At 70.2% G+C, this 5,474-nt stretch carries 6 protein-coding genes and 2 pseudogenes; 2 read left to right on the top strand and 6 right to left on the bottom strand.

The annotated features are described in order from the left end of the window. The 4 genes and pseudogenes from WU80_RS23975 to WU80_RS23960 all read right to left on the bottom strand — a co-directional run. Positions 1-432: pseudogene (locus WU80_RS23975) on the bottom strand (hypothetical protein); the annotation flags it as partial. Continuing rightward, positions 432-1,304, bottom strand: a complete 873-nt coding sequence (locus tag WU80_RS23970) for a TIGR03619 family F420-dependent LLM class oxidoreductase (protein ID WP_055405569.1) — start codon at positions 1,302-1,304, stop codon at positions 432-434. The gene WU80_RS23970 and the pseudogene WU80_RS23975, both read right to left, overlap by 1 nt. Continuing rightward, complete coding sequence (locus WU80_RS23965; RefSeq protein ID WP_231633903.1) at positions 1,301-2,101, bottom strand: SDR family NAD(P)-dependent oxidoreductase; 801 nt, start codon at positions 2,099-2,101, stop codon at positions 1,301-1,303. The genes WU80_RS23970 and WU80_RS23965 overlap by 4 nt, the downstream gene beginning before the upstream one ends. Further along, positions 2,080-2,880: an alpha/beta hydrolase gene (locus WU80_RS23960; RefSeq protein ID WP_055405571.1), complete on the bottom strand. Its 801-nt coding sequence runs from the start codon at positions 2,878-2,880 to the stop codon at positions 2,080-2,082. Before WU80_RS23960 ends, WU80_RS23965 begins: the two co-directional genes overlap by 22 nt. A 125-nt stretch (positions 2,881-3,005) precedes the next feature. Between WU80_RS23960 and WU80_RS25660 the strand changes: the two genes are divergently transcribed. Further along, entirely contained in the window at positions 3,006-3,866 is an 861-nt protein-coding gene (locus WU80_RS25660) for a hypothetical protein (RefSeq protein ID WP_082460014.1), read from the top strand. A 4-nt stretch (positions 3,867-3,870) separates the two neighbouring features. On the opposite strand, the gene WU80_RS23950 is transcribed toward WU80_RS25660, so the two are convergent. Continuing rightward, a complete protein-coding gene (locus WU80_RS23950; RefSeq protein WP_055405572.1) occupies positions 3,871-4,725 on the bottom strand; it encodes a sulfurtransferase in 855 nt (284 codons plus the stop codon). Between the two features lie 62 nt (positions 4,726-4,787). Between WU80_RS23950 and WU80_RS23945 the strand changes: the two genes are divergently transcribed. After that, on the top strand, positions 4,788-5,255 hold the full coding sequence (locus WU80_RS23945) for a hypothetical protein (RefSeq protein ID WP_231633902.1): 468 nt from the start codon (positions 4,788-4,790) through the stop codon (positions 5,253-5,255). On the opposite strand, the pseudogene WU80_RS23940 reads toward WU80_RS23945, so the two are convergent. Further along, positions 5,252-5,474, bottom strand: a pseudogene (locus tag WU80_RS23940) (alpha-(1-2)-phosphatidylinositol mannosyltransferase); the annotation flags it as partial. The gene WU80_RS23945 and the pseudogene WU80_RS23940 overlap by 4 nt on opposite strands.

Below are 5,474 nucleotides of genomic sequence, written 5' to 3'. Positions count from 1 at the left end.
GGCCGGGCTGCGCCTGCTGCAGTGGCGATCCTCGCCGCGGGGCGGCCGAAACGGCACCACCTCGGGGGAGATCAGCGCCCGCGGCGAGGATCGCCACTGCAGCAGGCGCAGCCCGGCCACTTGCAGGGACGGGCGGACGACGGGGAACCGACCGTTCTCGCGCAGCGCGCGTCCGAGCGCGACGAAGTCGTCGAAGGTCTCCTCGACGGGATCGCTCACCAGGTAGTGCACCGCGTTGCCGATCTCGCCCAGCGGACCGTCGGCCGCCAGGCGGTGTTGGGGATAGTCGCCGTCGGCGATCCAGCGCAGCCCGTGGACGATGCCCGGCAGTTGATACTGCTCGGGCATGTGATCGAGCAGGTGCCAGCGCAGATAGCTGCCGTCGTCGTCGGCCGGCGCGGTGAGGCTGAATATGCCCGCCCTGACCCGAATCACGCGGCGCCGCCGGGTGAGTGCAACTCGGACAGCGCTTGGAGGCTGTCCAGGTAGTGCTGCAGCGAGGTGTGGCGGAAGACGGCGGGCACGATGGTGGCGCCGTGCTCGGCGGCCTCGCCGACGGCGTCGCGGGTGCGCTCCGGCTCGTTGATCGGGTCCAGCGCAGCGGCAGTCGGCAGGACGACCTCGAACCCCGGCCGAAGCTCGAAGCGGCGCAACCAGTCTCGGGCTTCGGACAGGCTCACGGCAAAGGGCGCCCAGCCGTCGGCCAGGGTCGCGGCGCGGCGCAACGACCGTAGCGTGCGCCCGCCCACCCAGATCGGGACCCGGTCCTGCACCGCGCAGGGGTCGACCACCATGCCGCCGAACGAATAGAACTCGCCGCGGTAGGCGGGTTCGGGCGCCGACAGCGACGCGCGCAGCGCCCTGAGCGCGTCGTCGCCCCGCGGTCCGCGGTCGTCGAAGGGCGCGGCGAGGAGCTCGAACTCCTCCTTCAGGCTGCCGACGCCGACCCCGAGGATGAGCCTGCCGTTGCTGACCTTGTCCAGCGTGCCGTAGCGCTTGGCGATCTCGAGCGGATGGTGGTATCCGAGCACCAGCACGTTGGTGGCCAACCGAATTCGTTGCGTGCGCGCCGCCAGGTAGCCGAACGTGGCCAGCGGATCCCAGTAACGGGTGCCGCGGCGGTGCGTCTCGGCCGCGGGCAGCGCGATGTGTTCGCTGCAGGTCAGGTGGTGATAGCCGAGCCGATCCGCGGCCTCGGCGATAAGGGCCAGGTCCTCGATCGAGGCGTCCTTCTCCCAGTCGCCGCTGGCCTTCGGGAACATCGTCACCACGGGCGTGGCCACGGAGAGTCGTGGGGCGCTCATCCCTGCATGTACCCCCCGGCGTCGACGGGGATCGATTGGCCGGTGATGGTCCGGCTTTCGTCGCTGGCCAGAAACAGCGCGAGGTTGGCGACGTCGTCGGGCGAGGAAATGTCGCGCAGCGCAACCCCTTTGAGGGCTTTCTCGCGTTGGGCGGCGACGTCGACCCCTTGCTCTTCGGCCGTGCGCTGCACCCATCGACGCCACAGCTCGGTGTCGATGGCGCCGGGCACGATGCAGTTGCAGCGGATGCCATAGGGGCCGACCTCCAGCGCGACCGTCTTCGTGAAGGCCCGAAGGGAGGCCTTGGCGGTGACGTAGTGGCTCTTGCGGACGACGCCGGAATAGCCTGCCGTGGAGGAGAAGTTGAGGATGACGCCGCGACGGCGCGCGAGCATCGACTGGTTGAGCACTTCGCGGGTGCACAGCATCGCCGCGGTCACGTCGATGGCGATGGTGGCGTTCCAGTTGTCCAGGGTCTGCTCCCAGATCCAGCGGTCCTGCCCGGGGGCGGCGGCGTTGTTGCACAAGATGTCGACATGGCCGAACTCGTCGACGGCTCGCGACACCATGGCGGCGACGTCGCGCTCGTCGGTCACGTCCGCGCGCATCGCGATGGCCCCGGGACCGGCCGCTTCGGCGGCGGCGCGCACCAGCTCTTCGCGTCGCGCGGCCAGCAAGACCTTGGCGCCCTGGGAGACGAAGCGCGAGCCGAGCACGGGTCCCAGGCCGGTGCTCGCGCCGGTGATGATCGCGACCTTGCCGTCCAGCCGGCCGGTCATTGCGTTGCGGGCACGCATGTTTCGATCCATGCGTGGATTCGTTCGGCGACGGCGAGCCAGCCAGGGTCGAGCATCATGTCGTGGCTCATCTTAGGGAAGATTTCGGCTTGCGTGCCGTAGGCGGCCGCGGTGGCGTGGACTTCCCGTTGGGTGAAGCACACGTCGTCTTCGGCGCCCAACACCAACAGCGGGGCGGTGACGAGGTGGGGCCTGGGCAGGTCATGCCAGAGCATGTCGATCGCGATCCTCAGGGCGTACTCCTCGCAGAGTTGCGCGGCATAGCGCGCAACGTCGGCTTCGCAGTGCGACGGCGAGAAGAAGGTTTCGCGGGCCAATTCCGGCGTGGCGCCGACACCGCGCAGCGACCTGGTCATCGCCAGGCCGCTGGCGGTGTACCACGGGTGCCGCTTGAACCGGCGCGCCAGGAACCCCAGGATGCCGTTCGGGGGTGCGGAGGCGAGTAGTACGGCGGCCGCAGCCTCGTGTGACTCCAGATACTTCTGCACCACGAAGCCGCCCAGGGAATGCCCGACCACCACCGGCCGTTCGCCCAGTCCGTCGGCAACGGATGCGACGTCGGCGACGAAATCCGCGATCGAGCACAACCGCATGGATCTGGGCGCCGGACTGCTTCCGTGACCGCGCAGGCTCAGCGCCAGCGCCCGGTGGCCCTTGTCCGCGAAGTAGTCCAGGAAGTGCTCGTCCCAGCACCAGGCGCCGTGCCACGCCCCGTGCACGAATAGCACCGGAGGCTGGTGGGATTCGCGGCCGGGCGTTCGTTCGATCACTTCGAGCATGTGCGGGACTCCTCCGTGGGCCGCGCCCCCCGGTCGGCTGCAACGCCGCTGAGATTAGCCGTTGACGTGCGCATGGGGGACCGGAATCGGCCAAGCCACGCCGTCTCGTGGCGTTTACTGATGCGGTGGGTGTAGATGGGGAGCGGCGCACGCTGGTGCTGTCCGCCTTTCCGGGCGAGGCCGACGCCGTGCTGTCCCACACCACGCTCGATGCCGATCCGGTGGTGATCGCCGACCGGCGGCGCTTTTATCTCGGCTCGATCGCCGGCAAGAGGGTGATCGTCGCGATGACCGGCATCGGCCTGGTGAACGCCGTCGACACCACCGAGGCCGCGCTCACCCGCTTCCCTCGCGATTCCATTGCCGCCGTGGTGTTTTCGGGCGTCGCCGGTGGGGCGGGCCGCACCAGCATCGCCGACGTCGCCGTTCCGGCGCGGTGGACGTTGGACAACGGCGCCACATTCCGCGCGGTTGACCCCGGCATGCTGGCCGAGGCCGGGAAGCTTTCCGTCGCACTGGAAAGCGTCACCCACCGGATCGATTTGCGGCGACGGCCGCGGATCGTCGTTGGGGGCGACGGATGCAGCTGGGACAACAACAACGGCGTGGCGTTTCCGTGCATCCCGAACGGCGGGGACGTGTTCGGCTGTCAGCCGCGCAGCGCGCCCGATCGGTCGCTGCGGTATATCGGCAACCTTCGGCAGGCGGCGGGCCCCTGGGTGAGAAGCGCCCTGATCAGCAACATGCGCATCGTCTCGACGTCGGACCCGGCCTATGCCGCAACCGACATGGAGACCGCGGCCGCGCAGACCGTGGCCGACGCGCACGGCGTCCCATTCCTGGGCATCCGGGGCATCACCGACGGGCCGGGTGATCCGCTTCACCTGCCGGGCTTTCCGTTTCAGTTCTTCTGCTACAAGCGGATCGCGGCGAACAACGCCGCCCGGGTAACCGCCGCTTTCCTGCGGAGCTGGACGGGCGCCTGAACCGCTACTCGGTGCCGACGGCCACCGCGCGGCCCGGGTCCGCACACCACTCGGACCACGACCCGGGAAACAGCGCCGCGTCCCGGCCCGCCGCCGCCAGGGCGGCGACCGTGACGCTGGCGGTCACGCCGGATCCGCAGTAGGCGCCCACCGCGGCATCCCGTTCGATCCCGCGGTCGGCGAGCAGTCGCAGGAGCGCCTCTTCGCCGCCGAACGTGCCGTCGGCGGCCAGGACGGCCGTGCTCGGCAGGTTGGTGGCACCGGGGATGTGCCCGGCGGCCGGGTCGAGCGGCTCGACTTCGCCGCGGAAACGTTCGGGTGCCCGCGCGTCGAGCAACGTCACGCCGCCCGCGCCGGCCTGCTCGGCGGTCAGGGTGGGTAGGGCCCCCGCATACAGATCATCATGGGGCACCGTCACATTCCCGGGTTGCGGTGTGGCCTCGCCGGTTTCGAGGCTCCGGCCGGCCGATCGCCAGGCCCCCAGGCCGCCGTCCAGGATGCGGACGTTCGGCAGACCGGCCGCCGTCAACACCCACCAGGCCCGCGCCGAACCGGCGCGGTTCCAGTCGTCGTAGACCACCACCGGCTCGTCCTGCCGGACGCCCCATCGGCGCGCGGCGGCCTGCAGATCGCTCCCCGAGGGCAGCGGGTGGCGGCCGCGTCCGGCGACGGCGTGGTCGCTGAGTTCGTCCTCCAAGGACGCATACACCGCGCCCGGTATGTGACCCTGAAGGTAGGCGGGCCGCCCGTCGGGTTCATCGAGGCGCCAACGGACGTCGAGGATGGTGAGCGGTTCGCCGGCCTCGATGAGGTCGGCCAATTCCGCGGCGGTGATCAACACCTGATCTCGGGCGTTCACTCGATCGACCCTATCGGCCGGGCGTAGTGTGCTGAGGGGCGGCAGAGCAGATGGAGCGGATCGTGGCGCGCATCAGCTACGGAATGACCGGATGTGTTGCGGTCACGGCGGTCCTGGCAACGGCGGTCCCGGCCCAGGCGGTACCAAACACCCAGTGCGCGCTGACGACGCCCGTTCAAGAAGTGCAGCACTTGTCGCAAGTGCCGCCGGAGCTGCTCAAGCTGCTACCGCCCATCGCCGACATCGGCGCGCCGTTCAACGCGACCGACTCGGTCAGCGACCCGACACTGCCGTTCCGCCGGCTGATCCGCGCCGGCCATCGCGACGCCGACTGGTTCCTCTGGTACGAGCACGGCGGCGTCGGCTATTCCTGGCAGGCGGTGGTCGCGCGCCTCGCGCCCGGCGGGGACCCGAAGGTATTGGCCAATGCCGGAACGATTTCCGACACCTTGTGCAGGCTTACCGACGGCGCGTTCGCCGGCACGGTGCCGCCCTACCCGCCCGGGTCGTGGGCGGCCTCCGACTTCTAAGCCGTGTGTTCGGCGTCGCCGTCGGCGGCCCCCAGCGAGGCCAGCATGCCCGCCGCCGCGCGATGCCAGGTGAAGTCCTCGGCGCGGCGCCGCGCGGAGACGCGACGGTGGAGTTCGGGACGACGCGTGATGGCGCTGACCGCCCGTGCGATGGCGGCCGGGTGGTTGTCCGCCGAAGCGCCGCTGTCCGGGGTGACGATCCTGTCTCTTATACACATC

The organism is Mycobacterium sp. UM_11 (assembly GCF_001414075.1).
In the GTDB taxonomy this organism is placed as follows: Bacteria; Actinomycetota; Actinomycetes; order Mycobacteriales; family Mycobacteriaceae; genus Mycobacterium.
This window is presented reverse-complemented; position numbering and strand designations above follow the sequence as displayed.

Coding starts and splice junctions, on each gene's coding strand:
- WU80_RS23965 (WP_231633903.1), bottom strand. CDS start 2,101: ATGCGTGCCCGCAACGCAATGACCGGCCGGCTGGACGGCAAGGTCGCG.
- WU80_RS23970 (WP_055405569.1), bottom strand. CDS start 1,304: ATGAGCGCCCCACGACTCTCCGTGGCCACGCCCGTGGTGACGATGTTC.
- WU80_RS23960 (WP_055405571.1), bottom strand. CDS start 2,880: ATGCTCGAAGTGATCGAACGAACGCCCGGCCGCGAATCCCACCAGCCT.